This window comes from Actinomadura alba (assembly GCF_014323705.1).
Classification (GTDB): domain Bacteria; phylum Actinomycetota; class Actinomycetes; order Streptosporangiales; family Streptosporangiaceae; genus Actinomadura_C; species Actinomadura_C alba.
The window spans coordinates 65,609-83,737 of sequence record NZ_JABVEC010000003.1 but is presented as its reverse complement, the minus strand read 5'-3'; the positions used below and the strand labels follow the sequence as shown (position 1 = coordinate 83,737).

The following is an 18,129-nucleotide window of genomic DNA, read 5'->3' as shown; positions in this document are numbered from 1 at the left end:
CAGTGATCGGCCTGACAGTGATCCGGCTGACGGTGATGAGGAAGATGAACGCCGACCGTCCGCCGGCCGCCGCGCCGGCCGACCCGGGTCAGCGCAGCTCGGAGATGAGCGAGCGCAGCCACCGCTCGGCCATGGCCGGTTCGGTCACCATGACCCGGGTCAGCCGCCGGCGGGTGTCGCGCTCGCGACCGATCTCCACCAGCGCGACGGCCTCGGCGAGGGCGCTGCGGGAGGCCTCACCGTGATCCGGCTGTAGCACCGCGTCATCGGACCAGCGCCGCCGGTGGAACGACGGGGTGAGCTTCGTCTGCCGGTCGCCGAGGTAGGACCACACCGGAAAATCCAGGGAGACGTTGCGGACGGCGCGTGCCGGAAGCTCGTTCGGCCACTCGGCGACCTGGTGCCAGCGCCAGGTGTTGGGGCTGGTGCGCTCTCGGATGGTGACGCCCAGGAACCCGAGCTTGCCGCGGATCACGTCCCATTGGGCCCGCTCGTCCTCGATCCAATCCCGGAGCAGGCGATAAAGGATTCTGAACGTGTGCCCGCTGTTGATGATGTCGGCGAACACGAGCGGCCGGCGCCTGCGCGCCAGATCGTAGGGCGACAGCCCGGCGGCGGTGAGGTTGGCGCGCAGCTGCCGCACCTGGGGCGCCTCTATGGCGTGCAGCCCGTCCGCCCGGGTGTGTGCCGCCGAGAACGGCACCTGCTGGATCCGGTCGGCCCAGGAGGTTCCGGAAAGCGCACCGCTCAGCAGGTCGTACACGCTGTCGAGGGAACGTCCGACGAGGAAGAGTTCGCCGTCCGCGCAGCGGGCGAGCAGGCGTGCAGAGCAGTCGATCAGGTCGTCGAGGAACCACAGATCCGGCTCGCCGCCTCCGTCCAGCAGCGTGCCCAGTTGATCGCGACGTACGAGATCCCAGCGGAACGGCCGCAGCGGCATCGGTTCATCGGCGGACATGGCAGAAGTGAATCAGCCGCCGCCGGCACCGGGCCACCGGGTTTCCGGACGCATGGCCGGTCAGGCGACCTCGTGCAGCAGACCGGTGCCCACATCGAACACGAAACCTCGGACCGCGTCGGTGTGCGGGATGAACGGGCTCGCCTTGATGCGCGCGACCGACTGGCGTACGTCCTCGTCGAGGTCGGTGAACGCCTCGGCGGCCCAGGCCGGCTTCAGCCCGGTCTCGTCCTGGATCGCGCGCTTGAACTCATCGTCCGAGAACGTCAGCATCCCGCAGTCGGTGTGGTGGATGAGGATGATCTCGCGGGTGCCGAGCAGGCGCTGGCTGATGGCCAGTGACCGGATCTCGTCGTCGGTCACCACGCCGCCCGCGTTGCGGATGACGTGCGCCTCGCCCTCGCGCAGCCCGAGGATGCCGTAGACGTTGAGCCGGGCGTCCATGCAGGCGACGATCGCCACCTGCCTGGACGGTGGCAGTGGCAGAGGACCGGAGAAGTCCTTCGCATAGCGGGCGTTGTTCTCGAGGTACTCGTCCGTCACCGACACGGGTCCTCCAGGGTCCGTCGAGCGAGGTAATTACCTATTCAGATGATCGGAATAATCGACTTTATCCGAGGCGGGACTCCCGCCGCTGACAACAGCGATGCGCGCCGCTACCCGGAGTCGCCGTTCGTACGCCGCGGGCCCCTCCCGGAGACGTCCGCTCCGGAAGGGGCCCGCCGCGGGCCGGGCCGCACGGCCTCACTCGATGACGAGGTCCACGGGGATGTTGCCGCGGGTGGCGTTGGAGTAGGGGCACACCTGGTGGGCGGCCTCGAGCAGCTTGCGGCCGGTCTCGACAGAGACGTTGTCGGGCAGTTCGACGCGCAGGGTGACCGCCAGTGCGAACCCGCCGGCGTCGTTCTTGTGCAGGCCGACCTCGGCCGTCACGGCGGCGTCGCCGAGGTCCACCTTCTCGCGGCCGGAGACGAGGGCCAGCGCGCTCGCGAAGCAGGCGGAGTAGCCGGCGGCGAACAACTGCTCGGGGTTGGTGCCCGGCCCGTCACCGCCCAGCTCGGCGGGCCGGTCCAGCTGAACGTCGAGCCTTCCGTCGGACGTGACGGCGCGGCCGTCGCGGCCGGACGCGGTGGCGACTGCGGTGTACAAGGCGGTCATGAGGAGGTCCTCTCTGCCGAGCTTTATAGACAGACCAGTCTGTCTGATAGGCGCAATAGTAGACAGACCTGTCTGGTAATGTCAAAACATGTCGGTAATCAGCCCCGTCCCCGGCGCGACCAGGCGGGAGAGCCCCGCACGCCGCCGGATCGTGAGAACGGCCGGCCGGCTCTTCTACTCCGAGGGGATCCGCGCGGTCGGGATCGACCGGATCATCGCTGAGGCCGGGGTGGCGAAGGCCACGTTCTACAGTCACTTTCCGGCCAAGGACGACCTGGTCGGCGTCTATCTCTCCGGGCAGAGCCGCCGGCAGCGGGCGGCCGTGCAGGAGGCACGGGCCGGTGGCATGCCGCCGGGTGAGGTGCTGCTCAGCGTCTTCGAGTCCATCGGCGACCTCGGGTGCGGGCCGGGCTTTCGCGGTTGCGCGTTCATCAACGCGGCGGCCGAGTATCCCGATCCGGCCCACCCGGTGCGCCAGGTGGTCGCCGCCCATCGGAGCTGGTTCCGGGAGCTTCTGCGCGACCTGCTGACGGCTGCGGCGCATCCGGACGTGGAACGTACCAGTGCCATGCTCATGCTGTTCCGGGACGGCCTCGTGGTCGGCGGCCAGCTCGACGACGCCGAGGAGGTCCGCGACCTCGTCCGCGATGCCGTCACCCGCCTGCTCGGGCCCGCACCGAACACCTCGTGATCATGCGGTGGTTCGTACCGGGCTGATCGGGATGCGGTGGCGTGCGGGTGGGACTGGTCTGTGCCGCCGCCGCCGGCGGTGTCAGGTGGCCGGCTCGGTGAACCTGCCCACGAGCTCATCCAGGGAGAGACGCCCGCCGTCCATCGCGGCGTACATGTCGTCGAGTTCGACGAAACCGAGCCCCCTGGCGATCGCCAGCGACTCGCCCTGGGCCTCGGCGGCCAGCAGGTCGATGCCGTGGGCGGCGAGCGCCAGTGCCAGGCCGCGCCGGCCGGTGTCGGCGGCCTCGTCCGCCCTGCGGCTGGCCAGCCAGTGCTGTATGCGCACGCGGGTCTGCGCGGTCGTGGCGAACTCCAGCCACTCCTCGGACGGCCCGCCGCCCGGCGCGGTGAGGATCTCGACCACCTGGCCGCTGCGGATCTCGGCTGAGAGCGCGGCGAGGCGCCCGTTGATGAGCACGCCGATGCAGCGGTCGCCCGTCTCGGTTCCGAGCGCGTAGGCGAAGTCGATGGCGGTGGCGCCGGCGGGAAGGGCCATGACGTCGCCGGCCGGGGTGAAGGCGGCGACGTGCCCGGTGGCGAGCTCGGCCCGCAGGCTGTGGAGGAACTCCGCCGACGGGGCGCTGGACTGCCACGTGAGCAGTTGCCGCAGCCAGCCGAGGTCGCGCCGCCCGGCGACGGCGTCGGCGGTGGCCGCCTCGTTGCCGGCCGCGCGGATGTGGGCGACGATGCCGTACTCGGCGACGGGGTGCATCGCGCGGCTGCGGACGATGACGTCGAGGAGGTCGCCCTCGGGTCCGATCACGACGGTGTGCAGTGACTGGTACAGGTTGAACTTGGGCAGCGCGATGAAGTCCTTCACCCGGCCGGGGATCGGGCGCAGTGCCGAGTGCACGGCGCCGAGCGCGATGTAGCACTCCTGGTCGTCGCCGTCCACGACGATCAGGACGCGGCCCGCCTCACTCGGCCGCATCCGGCCCGGATCGGCGCCGAGATCCCGGTAGACGCTGTAGAGGTGGCGGGGGCGCAGCGACACCCGCGCCCGCACCCGGTGCTCGGCCAGCGCCGACCGCAGCCGGCTCAACGCCGGGCCCAGGGCGGTGTCGACGTCCGCCAGCGCGTCCGCCACCGCCACCTCTGTCGCCGCGTGGGCGGCCGGGTCGCGCGCGGCGAACGCCAGGTCGTCGAGCTCGCGCTTGAGCACATAGATGCCGAGCCGTTCGGCGAAGGGCCCGAGCAGCTCCAGGGATGCGTTGGCGATCCGCTCGCGCTTGTGCGGTGACTGGAAACCGATCGTACGGAGGTTGTGCAGCCGGTCGGCGAGCTTGATCACTAACACCCGCAGGTCGGCCGCGGCGGCTAAGACGATCTTGCGGAAGGTCTCGGCCTCGGCCCGGTCGCCCCACTTCTCCCCGTCGAGCTTGGTCACCCCGTCGACCAGCACGGCGATCTCGTCACCGAAGTCGGCGCGGACCTCGCCGAGCGTGTACGGGGTGTCCTCGACGGTGTCGTGCAGCAGCGCGGCGACGAGCGTGGTGGTGTCCATGCCCATCGCGGCGAGGATCATGGCCACGGCCAGCGGGTGGGTGACGTACGGGGCGCCCGACTTGCGGGGCTGGCCGCGGTGCATGCGCTCGGCGACCGCGTAGGCGCGGCGCAGCTCGTGGACGTCGACGCTCGGGTAGACGGCCCGGTGCGCGGCGATCAGCGGTTCGACCCCCGGCTGCACCGGATCGGGACGCCCCGGCCGGAACGGCCGGGCCGACAGCGCAGCGACGCCGAGCCGGCGCCGTGCCGCGCGGGCCGGACGAACGGCCGGTCGGCCCTGATGGGCCGGGTCGGTGGTCGTCATCGCGCATACCGCCTGTCCGCAGCGCTGATCTGCTACAGCGTGTAACTGGCATTATGCGCGACGTCGCCATCGGAGCGAAAGGTCATTCACGTTCCGGGGGAGTCCGCGACCTCCAGCGCGCGGATGCCGGCGGCGAGTGTGATCGGGACCGCGACGACCAGCGCGAGGGCGAGCACGGCGATGCCGGAGTCGTTGACGCCGAACCCGACGACGGCCGTCACGAGTGCGCCCATAAGCCCGGCGCGCAGTAGCGGGGCCTGGGCGTAGACCAGATCCAGCACGCTCGCGCGCAGCCGCTCCGGTCGCCGCAGCACCAGGAACAGGAAGACCAACGCGGCGATCACGATGGGCGTCAGCGTCGGGTTGCCGATCGTGCCGATCATCGCCGCGAACTTGCGCTCCACCGTGGGGCCGGCCTGGCCCTCGAGCAGATCTCCGAAGAAGCGGCCGAGGTGCGTACGGTCGGCCGGCGGGCGCAGGTGGTCGAGGTAGGCGATGGAGAGCACCACCACCCCTCCGACGGCGCAGAAGGACGCCAGCCGCAGCGGTGAGACACGCTTCTCCGCGACCATGAGACCCGTCACCGCCAGCCCCGGCACGATGGCGATCACACCGCCGAAGTCGGCGCCCCAGGCGGGAAAGCCGTCCAGCACCATCGCGGTCAGGCCCATGGCGAGGACGATGGCGATGGCCCGCGTACGCGCCCGGTTCCGCTCCGGATCCCCGTCGCCGGCCCGGGTCACCAGCCACTGGGCCGCGCCCACGGCGGTGAGCAGCACGGAGGTGGCGAACACCGCGAAGGCGATGTTGCCGAGCCCGTAGTAGCGCCCGCCCACCAGCGGTGAGTAGCCCATGAGGCTGTAGAGCTGCAGCCGGGAACCGGTGAGCAGGTCCAGCCCGACGGTCAACGCCGTCGCCGTGGCGACGACGGTGCCCGGCCCGAGCAGCGTCCGCCGCCAGGGCCCGGCGAGCGCCAGCGTGACGATGAGCGCGTCGGCGAGGGCGATCCCGCCGAGCAGCACCGCCTTCGGCGCGTCCGTGCTCCACCACGGGATCAGGTTCACCAGGTAGGTGGAGACGGGCACGGCGGCGCTGACCAGCGCGGCCATCCGAGTCGCCGACAGCACCCGCCCGCGGACGCGGCCGTTCCAGCGCCGGCGCAGCGCGACGGCGGCCAGTCCGAAGAACAGCAACTGGGTGATGACGAGACCGAGGAAGAAGTGGGGGAGCACGCTCTTGTACGTCTGCGCGGCGACGTCCTGGTCGGCCAGGGCGGCCGCGCCCTCGTCCGCCCGGCCGTCGCCGCTGCGCCACGAGGTGCCGACGGCGTCGCCGGGGACCGGGAGGCCGGTGGCGCCGAGCAGGGTGGCGGTGAGATCGGGAGTGATCACGATCTTGTCGCGGCGGGTCGAGTCGGAGGTGAGGTGCGCGCCGGCCCGGAAGCCCGGCCCCGCGGCGATCGCGACCCGCAGGTGCGGGCCCGCCTCGACGGCGCCGTCGGAGAGCCCGGCCACGAGCACCTGACTGCCGCCCGGCAGCGCGGTGAGCACGTGCCCGACGACGGCGTCGGCGCGTCGTACGGACTCGGGCGTGGCTCCGCCGACCAGCACGTCGTCGACGTCCACGGCCGTCACCGGGCATCGCTGCAGGGTCTCGGTGGTCAGGTCCCGGCCGGACGCGGCGTAGCCGCCGACCTGTCCTCGCGCGTCGGCCAGCGCCAGGGCGGCGCCGGGGCCGGCCGCCGTCGTGCACTTGCCGGCCGTGCGGAAGGCCTCACCGAGGAGGCCGACGGGGGACTGGAACCGGGACTCCAGGTTGGTACGGCGCACGTGCGGGAAGTCGGTGACGACGGCTCCGTCTCCGCTCCGTACGGGCGCCTCCGGCAGCGTCGAGCACACCCCGGACGCCCGGGCGGCGCGGGTGCCCGCCGACACGGTCAGCCAGCCGTCGATCGGGCAGGCCACGGTGCCGAGCGTGCGGACCGACAGGGCCCCGGTCGAGCCGTCCTGCGCCAGCCGCCAGAGGTTCGGGGTGTCGCGGGCGCTCAGATGGTCCCAGCTGAGCGCCGGTACACCGATGAGGACGACACGTTGCGCGGGCGGCCCGGCGTCGGCCCGGGCGGACTGCGCACCAGGGAACACGACGAGCGCGACGAGCGCCAGCACCATCAGGACGGACGCCCGCAAAGGACACCTCCACAGTGGTCCGGCGCACCGACGTGCGCCGCGATCGGCGATGACGGTAACGCGAACAGACCAGGCTTTGTCGGACATCCCGGGAAACATTCAGCGACGCTGCGGTGAGGTACCGCTCTCAACGGGCGCCGTGGGTATGTGGACACCCTAGACGGAAGCGCGGGCGCTGCCACGGACCGCGCTCCGAGCCGTGCCGCGTCCGGTTCCCGGCGGTGCGCGGCCCCGCTAGGGCGTGCCGCGTTCGCGCAGCGCGTTCTCGACCAGTTCGGTCGCCGTGGAGAGCCGTACCAGGCGGGCGCCCTCGTGCCGGTAGGCGTCGAGGATCGACTCGATGCCGTGCGGAGGGACGATCTCACGGAGGTCTGTGCGGGCCGTACGGAAGCCCTGCCTGGCGGCTTCGACGCACGCGTCCACATGCCGGCGCGCCATGCCCGCCAGGGCGATCGGATAGCGGCGCAGCACGCCGTAACGGCGGTATTCGGGTGGCACCAGCTCGAGCAGCCAGGCGACCGCCGTGTCCTCGAAGCGATCAGTGCCCGGAGGGTGGACCTCGGCGGGCCAGCCCGGGGGGACGTACGCGCTCACGCCGTTACGATAACGCACGCTTCGAAATCGTGTTCGAACATCTGCGCGATGACGCGATGACGCGATGACGTGAGGACGTGAGGACGTGAGGACGTGAGGACGTGAGGACGTGAGGAACGGCCGCGTCTCGTCGGGGCCTACCGGTCGTTGCGCGGCGCCGACCGGCGAATCCGGATCACACCGGAGTCGAGGTCGTCCCGCAGGATGCCCTTGCCCTCCTGGTGCAGGTCGTCGGCGCGGCGCATCTTCTCCGACTCCTCGACCTCGATCTGGATCTTCTTGGCCCCGTTGAACGCGGCGTGCAGATCGGCGAACATCCCCGAGGCGACACCCGCACCCCCGTCGGCGTCGCCGCGCAGCGCGGACATCATCGACTTCCCGGTGCCGTCGGCCGGCCAGTCGATCACCTCTGGCTCGACGACCGTGGGCCTGGCCGGACGCACGCGGCTCTTGGGCCGCCTGCGGCGGCGGAAGGGTGATCTCACACGCTCTCCAACGTACTGCGGCTCGGAAATGATTCCACGGGGGCGGTGGCGGCCACCGCTCCGGCATCCACGTGGTACGGCATGCCGGCAGGACGGCAGGACGGCAGGACCGGCCGGGCGGCGTGCTCGGCGACGGCGCCCAGGGAGGGTAGCCTGCGGGCGTGCGTCTCTCCCACGTCGTCGCGGTACTAGAAGACTTCTACGACCCCGCATGGGCCGAACCCTGGGACGCCGTCGGCCTCGTGTGCGGAGATCCCGATCAGGAGGTCGGCAGGGTCATGTTCGCCGTCGACCCGGTCGCGGCGGTGGTCGAAGAGGCTCTGGACTGGGAAGCCGACCTGCTGGTGACCCACCACCCCCTGCTGCTCCGCCCGGTGCACGGGGTCGCCGCGACGACCCCGAAGGGCCGGCTGATCCACCGGCTGATCACCCGCGGCGTCGCCCTCTACACCGCGCACACCAACGCCGACGTCGCCGATCCCGGTGTGTCGGACGCGCTGGCCCGAGCCGTCGGCCTGACCGGGCCCCTGCGCCCGGTGACCCCGTCCGACCTCGATCCCTGCCGCGGCATCGGCCGGATCGGCGCCCTCGACGAGGCGCTCCCGCTCCGCGAGTTCGCCGCCCGGGCGGCCGCCGGCCTGCCTCGTACCGCGTGGGGCCTGCGGGTGGCGGGCGATCCCGACCGGATGGTGCGGACGGTCGCCGTCTGCGGCGGTGCGGGGGACTCCCTGCTCGACCGGGTACGGTCCGCCGGCGTCGACGTCTACCTCACCGCGGATCTTCGTCATCACCCCGCGTCGGAGTTCGGCGAGCACGGCGGGCCCGCCCTCATCGACGCCGCGCACTGGGCGACCGAGTGGCCCTGGCTGCCCGAGGCGCAGCGGCGCCTCACCGCCGCGCTCGACGTTAAGACCCGGGTGTCCGAACGCGTCACAGACGCGTGGACACTCTCGTGCACATCTGAAGGAGTCGAGAAAATTCCGTGAAAGCCGCACCAGAAGCTCAGCTGCGCCTGCTCGATCTGCAGGAGCTCGACACCGCACTGGCCCGGCTGCAACGCCGTCGCCGTACGCTCCCCGAACTGGCCGACATCGAACGCGTTGAGAGCCGCCTCGGGGAGATGCGCGACGCCATGGTGGCCGCCGAGACCGAGATCAGCGACCTGGAACGGGAGCAGAAGAAGGCCGAGCAGGACGTCGACCAGGTCCGTCAGCGCGCCGAGCGGGACCAGAAACGCCTCGACTCCGGCCAGGTGTCCTCGGCCCGCGACCTCAGCAACCTGCAGTCCGAGATCACCTCGCTGCAACGGCGCCAGTCGGACCTCGAGGAGGTCGTACTGGAGATCATGGAGCGGCGGGAGGCCGCCGACGGGCGGGTCGCGGCCCTGCGCACCGAGCGCTCGGCGGCCGAGCGGGAGCTGGCCGAGCTGGGCGACCGCCGCACCGCCTCGGAGCGTGAGATCGACGAGGAGGCGGGAGCCACCAGTATCGCCCGTACCGCGGTCGCCAAGGACGTCCCCGCCGATCTTCTCGCGCTGTACGAGAAACTGAGGGATCAGTTCGACGGCGTCGGCGCGGCCGCGCTGCACCGTGGCCAGTGCCAGGGATGTCACCTGGCGCTCAACACCGTGGATCTCAATCGCATCCGCGCCGCCGCCGCCGACGAGGTCATCCGCTGCGAGGAGTGCCGCCGCGTCCTCGTCCGCACCGCCGAGTCGGGACTGTGACCCGAGCGGGCCGCCCACGCCCCGCGGGCCGGACGCGGAACGGAGCCGCCGGATGACGCGGCGTCTGATCGTCGAGGCCGACGGAGGGTCGCGCGGCAACCCGGGGCCCGCGGGCTACGGCGCTGTGGTCCGCGACGCCCAGACCGGGGAAGTGCTCGCCGAGGTGGCCGAGGCCATCGGGCGGGCGACCAACAACGTCGCGGAGTACCGCGGGCTGATCGCCGGACTCGGCGCCGCGGCGGAGCTGACGGACGCGCCGGAGCGGGCGGCGGTCGAGGCCCGGATGGACTCCAAGCTCGTCGTCGAGCAGATGTCGGGACGCTGGAAGATCAAGCATCCGGACATGATCCCGCTGGCCAGGGAGGCCCGGCGGCTGGCCTCCGGCCTCGGCTCGGTGCGATTCACCTGGGTGCCGAGGGCCCAGAACAGCCACGCCGACCGGCTCGCCAACGAGGCGATGGACGCCGCCGCGAAGGGCGCCACCTGGCAGCGCCGTACGACCGAGCCGGACGAGCCCGAGTCCGACCCCGAGCCGGCCGGCGGACCCGAACCGGCGGTGGCACGGGCCGGATGGTCGGCGCCGACGTCGGAGCCGACCACCACCCTGCTGCTACGGCACGGCGAGACGCCGCTGTCGGCCGAGCGGCGGTTCGCGGGCACCGGCGACATCCCGCTGACCGACACCGGCCTGGCCCAGGCGAAGGCGGCGGCGCTGTTCTTCGCGCGCCGGGGCGTCGACGCCGTCGTCACCTCGCCCCTGGCCCGGTGCCGCGACACCGCCGCTGAGGTCGCGGCCGCGGTCGGTACCGAGATCAGGGTCGAGGAGGGCTTCCGCGAGACCGACTTCGGGGAGTGGGAGGGTCTCACGTTCGCCGAGGTACGGGAGCGCCGGCCCGCCGAGATGGACGCCTGGCTCGCGGATCCCTCGGTCGCGCCGCCCGGCGGAGAGAGCTTCACCGACACCCTCCGCCGGGTGATCATCGCCCGGGACAAGCTCAAGGTGCGCTACCGGCGCCAGACCGTCCTTGTGGTCTCGCACGTGACGCCGATCAAGCTGCTCCTCCGGGAGGCGCTGCTGGCTCCCATGGGGGCGCTGTACCGCATGCACCTCGACGTGGCGTCGCTGTCGACGATCGACTGGTATGACGACGGCCCGGCCGTCGTCCGTGCGCTCAACGACACCCACCATCTGAGCTGACCTCGGCTCAGATGGTGGGTGTCGCTGTGGGCGAGAGGGCTTCTATCCGAGCACCTCGTGTACGGCGGCCCTGGCCACCGCGCGCTCCTCGTCGCTCAGGCCGCTCCAGAAGTCGCGCTCGGCCGAGTACCAGAGTTCGGTGACGGGCTCGCGGAGGGCGCGTCCGGCGTCGGTGAGCCAGACCCGGACCAGCCGGGCGTCCGCCGGGTCGCGTTCGCGCCGCACCAGCCCCGACCGCTCCAGCCCGGTGACCACCTTGGTCACGGCGGGCGGCGAGACGCCGATGCGGCCCGCGAGCTCGGCGGAGCTGAGGCCGTCCGCGCGCCACAACTGCGCCAGGTACAACTCCTGCCCCAAATGCAGCCCGTGCCGCTCGAGCTCGGCGGCGACCAATGCCTTGTGCCGCCCCATCACGCGAAGGAGGTGGTACGTCGGGGTGTCGAGCAGCGATCTGGCCACACCGACAGCGTACGACCAGCGGAGTCGTCTCGACCGGGTGGCCACCGCGCGCCCCGGGAGGCGCGGTGGTGCGCGAAAATCCAGATGGACGTACCCTTGGTGCACGGCGGACGAGCCGGCCGGGCGGCCGCGTCGGAGGTCTGATGATCTCCGCCGAGGAAGGTCCGGGCTCCACAGGACAGGGTGGTCGGTAATGCCGACCCGGGGTGACCCGCGGGACAGTGCCACAGAGAACAGACCGCCCCGGTCTCTGACCGAGGTAAGGGTGAAACGGTGAGGTAAGAGCTCACCAGCGCCCGAGGTGACTCGGGCGGCTCGGTAAACCCCACCTGGAGCAAGGTCAAGAAGGGTGGTCGAGAGACCACCCGCGCAGGCGTTCGAGGGCTGTCCGCCCGAGCTTGCGGGTAGACCGCTGGAGGCTGCCGGCAACGGCAGCCCGAGATGGATGGTCGCCGGTCCACTAGATGGATCACAGAACCCGGCCTACAGGCCGACTCGTCCGCCACTACGCCTGTGACCTGGCGCTCAGTGCTCATCTCGGCTCCCTCTTCTGCCTCTGTGCTGCCATGCTTCGGGGCGCAGGCGGTGCTGCGCCGCCCCATGATGGGATGTGTTGCATGAGCGAGCCCTCCTTGCGTGATCGCATTGAGCAGTACTACGCCACCGTGCCGCTGAGGTTCGCCGAAGCCGAGGAGTTCGGCCCCTTGTGCCTCTTCGTGCGAAAGACGGCAGGCGCCCCGTACTACGGGGGCCCGTATCATGCCCGCCCCACCGCGGCAGGCCCTATGACTGCCACCGCCGCCGACATCGCACGGGTGCGCGCCCGGCAGCGCGGCTCGGCGTGCCGGAGGCCTTCGAGTGGCTCGCCGAGGTGACACCGTCGCTGCGCGCCCGCATCGAGGCAGCGGGCCTCCCGGTGACTGAACGCCCGCTGATGAGCCTCGACTCACACCATCCGCTGCCCCCGCAGTCCCTGCCCGAGGGCGTCACGATCCGGGCCCTGGATGCCGACGACCCGGCCTTGCCCGTGGTACTCGCGATCCCCGGGTTGGCCTTCGCGGAAGAGGGCACAGCAGTGGGTTCTGCGGGCCGCGCGGATCTGGCGGTGGCGGCCGAAAAGCTCACAGCGGACGGCACGGTGGCAACGACCCGCCCCTCTCTCCGCGCCGGCCACAAAACGCTCGTGGCCGCCTTCGCCCCGGACGGCACCCCGCTCGCCGCGGGCCACTACCACCCCGCGAACGGCACCACCGAGATCGGCGGCATCGGCACCCTCCCCACCGCCCGCCGCCAGGGTCTCGGCGTTGCCGTCATGGCGGCCTTGGCCGCCCACGCCCGCGACCACGGCGTGCACACCGTCTTCCTCGCCTACGCGGAGGAGGCCGTCGCCCGTATCTACGCCCGTCTGGGCTTCCGCCCGGCCGGCACCACCCTGCTGATCGCCAACCAGCCAGCCCGTGGCCAGTAGACGAGCTTGCCCCGCTGCGCCTGCTGGTGGACGTTGATGCGGCGGCGCAGGAAGTACCGAACCCTCGCCGAGTTCTTGTCGGGCGCGAGGGTGATCTTCTCGATCAGGACTCGAACTCCTCGATCTCCACGTCCGAGGCCCCGCCCTCCAGCAGAGCCTTCCTGACGCGCCTCAGGTCCTCGCGCGCTGCCTGCTCGTCCGGGTCGTCGCCGGTGTCGCAGTACAGCTCCCAGGCCGAGGCGATCTCGCCGTCCGGGCCCTCCTCCGCGTCCTCCGCCTCGTCGGGGAGGACGACCTCGATCTCCCAGCGCTCATTGCTGAGGAACTGGGGGGTCGAGTTGAAGATGCCCAACGCTTCGGCGGTGTGCTGCGCGACGGCGTCTCCGCTCATCCGCCCCGCCACTCTCACAGTGAACTGCACGACCGCCTCCCTCCTGGTCCGCCGAACCTGACGGTCTCGTTGAGCCTTTCCAACCTGCCATCATCGTGCCTGGTGAGGGGCGGGCGCGCAGGCGGCTCGGGCACCGGCTCTCAGACAGCGCCCTAGCAGGGGCAGCGCTTGGAGGCTGTGCAACAGTGGGCGCCACTGATCGAGGAGGAGTTGAAGGACGATGGGTGACTTCTTCGAGCGGATCGTCGATGTCGAGGTGACCGGCGAGGAGGCTGGGCCGCTCGCGGAACGGATGGTCGACTGGATGGTTGCCGAGGGGCTGATCACGCGCGAGATGTCCAGGGACGGGATGTACAGCCTGCAAGTGGACGATGGGTACGAGGCGGGCCCCAACTGGGAACGGGCCGTGGCCGATTCCTCGGACCCGTCGTGGATACCGGGCCCGGTGGCGGTCATCGTCGGGCGGGATTATCACGTTGGGGGGCAGGGGGCGTCCGAGGCGGACTCCGCGACCTGCCCGCGGTGCGAGACGAGAACCGTGATCATCGACTACCCGGAGGAGTTCGAGGCTGACGAGGAGGTCTGGCAGGCGTTCAGTGACGGCATCGACGCCTGGAAGGAGACTAGTGAGGGGAGTGTCGTCTGTTCCGGCTGTGGAGCCTCCGTCCCGGTCACCGAGTGGCAGTTCGGGTCCGGCTTCGACCTCGGGGCGCTCGCGTTCGACTTCTGGGGGTGGCCGCCGCTCAGCGTCGGCTTCTGCGCGGAGTTCAGCAAGCGGTTGGGGCATCGCACTGAGGCGCAGATGGGCAAGTTCTAAACACCCGCCAGGGGGTACGGGCGCTCCCAGCGCGAGGGACCACACCCTTCGACGCGCGAAAAAATGCTGGTTGGTGCCGGACCATGGCCGTATCGCTGTTCCGGCTCTGTTCCGCCAGAACGCCAAAGACCCCCGAAACCGATGATGCTGCCATGACCACCAACTCACCTCGAGGGAGCCCTGTCGCGGCATGACCGCCACACCATTCAACCCACGCACGTTGCTCGCGGAAAGCCGACTCGGTGTCCTCGCAACGATCAAGTCGGACGGCCGCCCCCAGCTTTCCCCCGTCATGCCCTTCTACGACCAGGAGGCCGGTGTCATCTACGTTTCGACGAGCGAGGGACTGGCCAAGACGGCGAATCTGCGTCGGGACCCAAGAGCCGCGCTGGAGGTCACCAGCCCCGACGGCTGGGCGTGGGCGACCGCCGAGGGCACGGTGACACTCACCGGGCCGGGAACCGACCCCCACGGTCCCGAGGTCGAGGCACTGGTGGACTATTACCGCATCGCCTCCGGGGAGCACCCGGACTGGGACGAGTACCGGTCGGTGATGGTGTCCGACCGCAGGGTGCTCATGGCGATGACGGTCGACCACGTGTACGGCGCCAAGATCGGCTGACAGCGCTCCGGGGAAGCGTCCTATCCAAGTTCGCGCCGGCACCGGTGTACGAGAAACGGCAGGTCACCGTCGCACAGCGCGACGTCCACCTCGGTCTTCTCATTATCGAGGTGCATGATCACGCCCGTACGGAGCGGCCGGAACTTGCGTCGCTCCCGCCACGTGGGCGGCCTCCGCGGCCCACGGCGACTTCTTTCGGGGAACTTCGCAAAAGGTGTCATGCGACGCGGCTTTCCGACCGCGAGCGGCGCATCCTCAAAGCACAACGCAAGGTGAGGAGGCGTCATGATCGCTCTGACCACGACAATCGGTGGCCTGTCCTTCGTCGCGTATCTGGCCAACCTCTGGGTCTTCCAGCGGGCGACCCGGCACGACCCGCTGACCCCTTCGGCCCAGACCTCGCAGGGCCTGCTGGCCCGGCGCTACGTCGGCGTCTACGTCCGGCGTCCCTGAACCCTGCCGCATCCGTGAGGAGCGGGCAGGCCGTCGTGCCAGGTTCGCACAGGGACGCCGGCCCGCCGCTCAGCGGCGGAAGTCGCCGCGATAGTTCTCCCACTCCTCGGGGGTACGGCGCGGGTTCTCGCCCGTGTCATAGGCGGAACCGTACGAGCCGTTCGAGGTGGTCGGGTCCGAGGGGCCCGGCGGGGGCTGCTGGCCGTAGCTCTGCTCAGGACCGTAATAGCCGGACCCGCCGGTGTCGTACCCGGCGGACCCGCCGGTGTCGTACCCGCCGCCCGGGGGCTGCGGGCTCGGCTCGCCGTAACCGCCGCCGGTGCCGAGCGGGTCGGAGGCACCGTAGCTGCTACCGGTGAAGTCGGAGTAGCGGCCCGGCTCGCCGGACGGGGTGTTCGACAGGGGAGAGGTCGACGAGGACTCGCTCTGGCCGCCGAAGGAATTGTAGCTGTCCATCCGGTTCGAGCCGGTGTCGTACCCGCTCAGCGGGTCGTCGTAGCGCGGGCTCTCATACGTGGGCGAGGTCGGGTAGCCACCACTGGAGTAGCCTCCCTGCCCCTGACCCGAGCCGCTCTGCCCGCCGCCATAGCCCTCCTGCGGCGGTGAAGCGGGGGTGCCGGAGCCGTAGCCGCTCCCGTAACCCTCCCCGCTGGAGCCGCCGTAACCGTCCCCGCTCGAGGCGCTGTAGCCCTCGCTGCCGGAGTAACCGCCTCCGGAGTAGCCGCCACTCCCCGAGAAACCGCCGGTCGAGGCCGGCTGGCCGCTGGACGGCTCGCCGCCCGGCGTGCGGTGCGGGCCCGAGTCGTAACCGGAGGAGCCGGAGGAGGAACCCGTGGACGACCAGGGCGCTCCGCCGAACTGCGGATCGACGGTGGTGCTCAGCGGGTCGTTGAGCGGGTCGGTCAGCCCCGACGCGCTGCCGTACGACGGTGCGGGCGCGCTCGGCGAGGACGTGTCCGGCTGCGGAGTCGATCGCTGACGACCCGACTGGATGCGCTGGAGCAGTTCGTCCACCGTGGGCAGCCGCTGCGAGTCGGTGTCGCCACCGGAGCCCGAGGAGGAACCGCTCAGCGTGCTGTCGGTGAAACCGCCGCCCAAGGGGTCACCGGAGTACGACCGGGAGGGCTGCGTGGGCTGGAAGGACTGCGGGGCCTCCAGACCGTGGTCGATGCGCGTCGCCGGAGCCCCGAGCGGGTCCGGCGCGTGTGCCGGCGGGTTGGGCGTCATGCCGAGCGGGTCGGGTGCGTGTGCCGGCGGGTTGGGCGTCATGCCAAGTGGGTCGGGCGCACGTGTCGGCTGGTGAGGTGTCATGCCGAGTGGGTCGGGTGCGTGCGTGTGCTGCGGTGGCGCCATGCCCAGCGGGTCGGGCGCGTGTGCCGGCTGCGGGGGCGTCATGCCGAGCGGGTCCGGCGCGTGTGCCGGCTGCGGGGGCGCCATCCCCAGCGGGTCGGGTGCGTGTGCCGGCTGCGGGGGCATCATGCCGAGCGGGTCGGGTGCGTGCGCGTGCTGCGGTGGCGCCATGCCCAGCGGGTCGGGCGCGTGTGCCGGCTGCGGTGGCATCATGCCGAGCGGGTCGGGCGCGTGCGCGTGCTGCGGTGGCGCCATGCCCAGCGGGTCGGGCGCGAACGACGACGAGGAGACCGCGTGCTGCGGACCGGTGGAGGGGTTGCCGCCGGCCGCCGGAGCGGCGGGCATGTCGTACTCGTCCGGTGCCGTGCCGAGCGGGTCGGCGCCGCGTTCCGCGTCGTCCGGCCCCTGCGCGCCTTCGTGCTGCCAGGGGAACTTCGGCTTGTCGAAAGTGATGGTGGCCCAGTAGTCGTCGTCGGCCATCTCGTCGTTGGCCCTGCCGCGCTGTGGGGCGGCCTCGGGCTCGGGCGGAGGCGCGGAGAGCGGTGCGCCGACGGGGGCGGGGGCGGAGAGAGGGGCTCCGGCGACTCTGCGGTCGTAACCGGCGGAGTAGCCGTCCTCGCCCTCGTCCTCGTAGCCGTCGTGCCGCGACTGCGGCTCGTCATCCATCCAGTCGCCGTCATCGGCACGTGCCTGCCTGCTCGCCCGCATGCCGAGCGCGACGAGCACCACCACGAGTATGACGACCACAATGAGGCCGAGTACGACGATGAAAGTCATTGCACCACCCAATGCCATGGCCCAGCGAGTGGCGCCAGCGTTGCCCGCGGGATGTTCCCGATGATCGCTGACGGCCCGGTCCCCTGGGACCTCAACCGATTCTGGCTGACCGCTATGACCGTTGTCACACCCTTCGCGGATATCTACCTTCACACGAGTCGCCTCGTATGGCCACTTTGGCCGATTTCGTACGACCCTCTACCCCGTGATCCCGTGGTCCAACGGATCTATGCGCCGCCGAAGTTCCCAGAGATCCTGCCGCGCCCGATCGTCAGCTTGGCGATGTCGTTCAGCGAGTCCTTCAACGCCGCGCCCTGTGGCATCTGTACCTTTTCACTGAGGGCGTAGATCGTGTAGCGGTAGCGGTATCGCTGCTTGTCTCCCCGTTTCGGGCACGGCGGCGTGTAGCCGGTCTTGCCCGAGGTGTTCTGGCCCTCGACCGCCTTCTCGGGACGGGCGCCCTCCACCAGCTCGGTGGTGGTCCCGTCGATGTTGGCGATCAGCCAGAGGACCTCCGCGCCGCGAGGCGACTCCGCGGCGTCCGTCACGATCGCGAACGCCTTGGTGTTGGCCGGTGCTCCCGACCACCGCAGTGGCGGGGTCTTGCCCCGGCCTCCGTAAGAGGGACATCCGAACCGGGCCGGGATCTCGCCGCCATCACGAAATGCCGGGCTGGTCACGGTGAACCAGTCCGACAACTCGGCGCTCTGCGTGGTGGCCGGGCCGGTGAGCCCGCAGCCGGCCAGCAGCGCCGTCCCGACGGCGGCGACCGCGGCCGGTCGCCAATGTCTTCTCATCATTGATTAGTGCTCCCGGTGGACACCTTAGCCGGGTGCCGGACGGGGTCGGCGCCTTTTGCGGTCACCCGGGCGCGCGTCGGGGGTGGGCTGCCAGGTACGACGCCCCCGTGTGATGTTGGTCATCCCGGTGACGAGGGTGCGGAAG

At 71.1% G+C, this 18,129-nt stretch carries 20 protein-coding genes and 1 other RNA gene; 9 read left to right on the top strand and 12 right to left on the bottom strand.

Features of this window, described 5'->3' with window-relative positions; translation table 11 throughout:
* Positions 1 to 88: 88 nt before the first annotated feature.
* The 3 genes from HKK74_RS05980 to HKK74_RS05970 all read right to left on the bottom strand — a co-directional run bounded on the left by HKK74_RS05980 (position 89) and on the right by HKK74_RS05970 (position 2,116).
* Positions 89 to 958, bottom strand: a complete 870-nt coding sequence (locus HKK74_RS05980) for a hypothetical protein (RefSeq protein WP_187242066.1) — start codon at positions 956 to 958, stop codon at positions 89 to 91.
* A 60-nt stretch (positions 959 to 1,018) separates the two neighbouring features.
* Positions 1,019 to 1,507: a beta-class carbonic anhydrase gene (locus HKK74_RS05975; RefSeq protein WP_187242065.1), complete on the bottom strand. Its 489-nt coding sequence runs from the start codon at positions 1,505 to 1,507 to the stop codon at positions 1,019 to 1,021.
* 195 nt (positions 1,508 to 1,702) lie between these two features.
* A complete protein-coding gene (locus HKK74_RS05970) occupies positions 1,703 to 2,116 on the bottom strand; it encodes an organic hydroperoxide resistance protein (RefSeq protein WP_187242064.1) in 414 nt (137 codons plus the stop codon).
* 88 nt (positions 2,117 to 2,204) lie between these two features.
* On the opposite strand from HKK74_RS05970, the gene HKK74_RS05965 reads away from it, so the two are divergent.
* Positions 2,205 to 2,807 carry a TetR/AcrR family transcriptional regulator gene (locus HKK74_RS05965; RefSeq protein WP_187242063.1) on the top strand — a complete coding sequence of 201 codons (603 nt, stop codon included), beginning with the start codon at positions 2,205 to 2,207 and terminating at the stop codon, positions 2,805 to 2,807.
* An 81-nt stretch (positions 2,808 to 2,888) separates the two neighbouring features.
* Here the strand turns inward: HKK74_RS05965 and HKK74_RS05960 are convergent, their stop codons facing one another.
* The 5 genes from HKK74_RS05960 to HKK74_RS05940 all read right to left on the bottom strand — a co-directional run bounded on the left by HKK74_RS05960 (position 2,889) and on the right by HKK74_RS05940 (position 8,099).
* Positions 2,889 to 4,658 carry a RelA/SpoT family protein gene (locus tag HKK74_RS05960; RefSeq protein WP_187242062.1) on the bottom strand — a complete coding sequence of 590 codons (1,770 nt, stop codon included), beginning with the start codon at positions 4,656 to 4,658 and terminating at the stop codon, positions 2,889 to 2,891.
* A gap of 86 nt (positions 4,659 to 4,744) precedes the next feature.
* A complete protein-coding gene (locus tag HKK74_RS05955; RefSeq protein WP_187242061.1) occupies positions 4,745 to 6,844 on the bottom strand; it encodes an alkaline phosphatase family protein in 2,100 nt (699 codons plus the stop codon).
* 234 nt (positions 6,845 to 7,078) lie between these two features.
* A complete protein-coding gene (locus HKK74_RS05950) occupies positions 7,079 to 7,438 on the bottom strand; it encodes a hypothetical protein (protein WP_187242060.1) in 360 nt (119 codons plus the stop codon).
* A gap of 137 nt (positions 7,439 to 7,575) precedes the next feature.
* Positions 7,576 to 7,923: a hypothetical protein gene (locus tag HKK74_RS05945; protein ID WP_187242059.1), complete on the bottom strand. Its 348-nt coding sequence runs from the start codon at positions 7,921 to 7,923 to the stop codon at positions 7,576 to 7,578.
* Entirely contained in the window at positions 7,920 to 8,099 is a 180-nt protein-coding gene (locus tag HKK74_RS05940) for a hypothetical protein (protein WP_187242058.1), read from the bottom strand. The genes HKK74_RS05945 and HKK74_RS05940 overlap by 4 nt, the downstream gene beginning before the upstream one ends.
* Here HKK74_RS05940 and HKK74_RS05935 point away from each other — a divergent pair.
* Genes HKK74_RS05935 through HKK74_RS05925 form a run of 3 tightly spaced genes read left to right on the top strand, consistent with a single transcriptional unit; the run spans position 8,085 to position 10,847 of the window.
* Positions 8,085 to 8,909, top strand: coding sequence for a Nif3-like dinuclear metal center hexameric protein (locus HKK74_RS05935; RefSeq protein ID WP_187242057.1), 825 nt, complete (start codon positions 8,085 to 8,087; stop codon positions 8,907 to 8,909). The genes HKK74_RS05940 and HKK74_RS05935 overlap by 15 nt on opposite strands.
* A complete protein-coding gene (locus HKK74_RS05930; RefSeq protein ID WP_187242056.1) occupies positions 8,906 to 9,649 on the top strand; it encodes a zinc ribbon domain-containing protein in 744 nt (247 codons plus the stop codon). Before HKK74_RS05935 ends, HKK74_RS05930 begins: the two co-directional genes overlap by 4 nt.
* Positions 9,650 to 9,701: 52 nt before the next feature.
* The gene (locus HKK74_RS05925; protein WP_187242055.1) at positions 9,702 to 10,847 is read left to right on the top strand and encodes a bifunctional RNase H/acid phosphatase; all 1,146 of its coding nucleotides are present in this window, start codon (positions 9,702 to 9,704) and stop codon (positions 10,845 to 10,847) included.
* 42 nt (positions 10,848 to 10,889) lie between these two features.
* On the opposite strand, the gene HKK74_RS05920 is transcribed toward HKK74_RS05925, so the two are convergent.
* Positions 10,890 to 11,306, bottom strand: coding sequence for a MarR family winged helix-turn-helix transcriptional regulator (locus tag HKK74_RS05920; RefSeq protein ID WP_187242054.1), 417 nt, complete (start codon positions 11,304 to 11,306; stop codon positions 10,890 to 10,892).
* Between the two features lie 111 nt (positions 11,307 to 11,417).
* Here HKK74_RS05920 and rnpB point away from each other — a divergent pair.
* Positions 11,418 to 11,808: RNase P RNA component class A (gene rnpB / locus HKK74_RS05915), an RNA gene on the top strand.
* A gap of 339 nt (positions 11,809 to 12,147) precedes the next feature.
* The gene (locus tag HKK74_RS05910) at positions 12,148 to 12,774 is read left to right on the top strand and encodes a GNAT family N-acetyltransferase (protein ID WP_222721931.1); all 627 of its coding nucleotides are present in this window, start codon (positions 12,148 to 12,150) and stop codon (positions 12,772 to 12,774) included.
* A 103-nt stretch (positions 12,775 to 12,877) separates the two neighbouring features.
* On the opposite strand, the gene HKK74_RS05905 is transcribed toward HKK74_RS05910, so the two are convergent.
* The gene (locus HKK74_RS05905; protein ID WP_187242053.1) at positions 12,878 to 13,195 is read right to left on the bottom strand and encodes a hypothetical protein; all 318 of its coding nucleotides are present in this window, start codon (positions 13,193 to 13,195) and stop codon (positions 12,878 to 12,880) included.
* Between the two features lie 190 nt (positions 13,196 to 13,385).
* Between HKK74_RS05905 and HKK74_RS05900 the strand changes: the two genes are divergently transcribed.
* From HKK74_RS05900 to HKK74_RS05890, 3 genes are all read left to right on the top strand, one after another.
* A complete protein-coding gene (locus tag HKK74_RS05900) occupies positions 13,386 to 13,982 on the top strand; it encodes a hypothetical protein (protein ID WP_187242052.1) in 597 nt (198 codons plus the stop codon).
* A gap of 190 nt (positions 13,983 to 14,172) precedes the next feature.
* Entirely contained in the window at positions 14,173 to 14,604 is a 432-nt protein-coding gene (locus HKK74_RS05895) for a PPOX class F420-dependent oxidoreductase (protein WP_187242051.1), read from the top strand.
* 285 nt (positions 14,605 to 14,889) lie between these two features.
* Positions 14,890 to 15,057: a hypothetical protein gene (locus HKK74_RS05890; RefSeq protein WP_187242050.1), complete on the top strand. Its 168-nt coding sequence runs from the start codon at positions 14,890 to 14,892 to the stop codon at positions 15,055 to 15,057.
* Between the two features lie 69 nt (positions 15,058 to 15,126).
* Here the strand turns inward: HKK74_RS05890 and HKK74_RS05885 are convergent, their stop codons facing one another.
* A complete protein-coding gene (locus tag HKK74_RS05885) occupies positions 15,127 to 17,184 on the bottom strand; it encodes a hypothetical protein (protein ID WP_187242049.1) in 2,058 nt (685 codons plus the stop codon).
* Positions 17,185 to 17,411: 227 nt separating this feature from the next.
* Positions 17,412 to 17,984 carry a YbhB/YbcL family Raf kinase inhibitor-like protein gene (locus HKK74_RS05880; RefSeq protein WP_187242048.1) on the bottom strand — a complete coding sequence of 191 codons (573 nt, stop codon included), beginning with the start codon at positions 17,982 to 17,984 and terminating at the stop codon, positions 17,412 to 17,414.
* Positions 17,985 to 18,129 lie beyond the last annotated feature (145 nt).